The sequence below is a fragment of the Gluconobacter cerinus genome, from assembly GCF_002723935.1.
GTDB classification, from domain to species: Bacteria; Pseudomonadota; Alphaproteobacteria; order Acetobacterales; family Acetobacteraceae; genus Gluconobacter; species Gluconobacter cerinus.
The window spans coordinates 1-1,495 of the sequence record NZ_BEWM01000043.1 but is presented as its reverse complement, the minus strand read 5'-3'; the positions used below and the strand labels follow the sequence as shown (position 1 = coordinate 1,495).

Here is a 1,495-nt window from a genome sequence, read left to right as displayed (position 1 = left end):
TGCGGATCCGGAGATCCGCACAGGGCAGGACGGACACCGCGTGGCTCTCTTCCGTCTTGCGACGGACAGCTACCGGACCGACACGCACACCGGTCGCCGTGTCCCTCAGACCGTGTGGCACAGGATTGTCTGCCACAACGACTTTCTGACAGATCTTCTGGAGCGACGCGCCCGCAAGGGCCAGCTCGTGTTCGTGCGCGGCGCTTACGAGCCCCGTCCCCGCACAGATCAGGCGCCCCCTGAGACCGAGATCGTCGTGAGCGCCCAGGACGGGGATGTGATGATCCTTACCGATCCGGGACGCTGACGTCCTCTTTCTTCGAGACATGCACGCAAACCGGCCATGCAGCCGGTCTTTTTATACCCGCTTCCTGAAGGAGGCGGGTTTCAGGAGGCTTTATGTTCTATTCGACGCCCGCTTCCCTCACGGTTCCCCGCAGTCAGGCGCGCGCCCTGAGCGCCCGCCTGATGGCAGAGGCCGTGTTCCTGGAAGACACGGATCAGTCCGTCATGCTGCCATCGCGCCTGACGGCCGGTTTCCGCCGCAAGGCCGCGACGCTGCGCCGCCGCTCGCAGGAGAAGCTCCTGGACAGCCTCGATCGCCCGGAAGGTGTGGCATGAGGACGGCGACCATGAACCGCCGCGCGTATTCACGCCGTTTCTGGGAAGGAAAGACGCGGTTCTCGCAGGCTGTGAGACGGACACTGGCGGAGCTGGAGCGACAGAAAGGGCAGACGAAAGAGGAAGACGGGATGGCCGACACAGGGTCTTCGAAAAAAAACTGAGGCAGAGGGCGTTAGTCGCAGATGGCACGGGCAGACTGGGGACACTTCTTGAAGGATCCGTTCATGCCGAACCATCAGACGTTGCCGCTTCAACCACCCCTTGCGGGGTGGCACGGAGCTGTGTTCCGACCTCGCCGTCATGCGATCAGTGTGACAGTCACGGTCCGAGGGTCTCAAGACAACCCTTCGGGCTCCAGACCGCGTCTTTCGTCAAAAGAGGGCCGCGTTCATCGCAGGACGTTGTCCCGCGCTGCCCGCAACCCGCTTTTGCCGATCCGCAGTCTTCCGGTCCTGACACCCTCGGCCCGCAACTGTCGTGTTCCTGGCAGGACGGGACGAGAAAAACGTCTCCACACATCTCCTTTCAGCGGCAACACCGGGGGCTGCGCTGCCCCCGAAACCCCCGCAGGACGAACAAGAAAAACTGGTTTTTGTCGTTCTGGACGCAAGAACTATTTCACTCAATCAAGTAAATATATTCCGCGTTATTCTGTTGTATTCATTGGATATTATCGCGGTAATTTACTATACTTTTCACAGATCGAAAGTAACGGACGTTCGGGAGGATATTCCGCCATGGCTTACCAGAACACGCCCCAGCAGATGAACGAGGAACTCCAGAAGTTTCGTGACGAGATCAGTTGCATCGTTGTTCTGGAGCAGGCCGGTTACAGGTTCGTCCGCTCCGAAAGTTCCGCCCGTCACATGCG

Annotated in this window: 3 protein-coding genes; all 3 read left to right on the top strand. The window is 60.0% G+C overall.

Annotated features, from left to right (window positions below; all coding sequences use genetic code 11):
- Positions 1 to 307 (top strand): single-stranded DNA-binding protein (locus GCE01_RS16605; RefSeq protein WP_099213715.1); only part of this gene is annotated, 307 nt, incomplete at its 5' end.
- A gap of 92 nt (positions 308 to 399) precedes the next feature.
- A complete protein-coding gene (locus GCE01_RS16600) occupies positions 400 to 621 on the top strand; it encodes a hypothetical protein (protein ID WP_099213714.1) in 222 nt (73 codons plus the stop codon).
- Entirely contained in the window at positions 618 to 785 is a 168-nt protein-coding gene (locus GCE01_RS16980) for a hypothetical protein (RefSeq protein ID WP_167386208.1), read from the top strand. The genes GCE01_RS16600 and GCE01_RS16980 overlap by 4 nt, the downstream gene beginning before the upstream one ends.
- Positions 786 to 1,495: the final 710 nt, after the last annotated feature.

What these genes read in the sequence shown, in the direction of transcription:
- GCE01_RS16600 (WP_099213714.1), top strand. Translation starts at nt 400, where the DNA reads ATGTTCTATTCGACGCCCGCTTCCCTCACGGTTCCCCGCAGTCAGGCG.
- GCE01_RS16980 (WP_167386208.1), top strand. Translation starts at nt 618, where the DNA reads ATGAGGACGGCGACCATGAACCGCCGCGCGTATTCACGCCGTTTCTGG.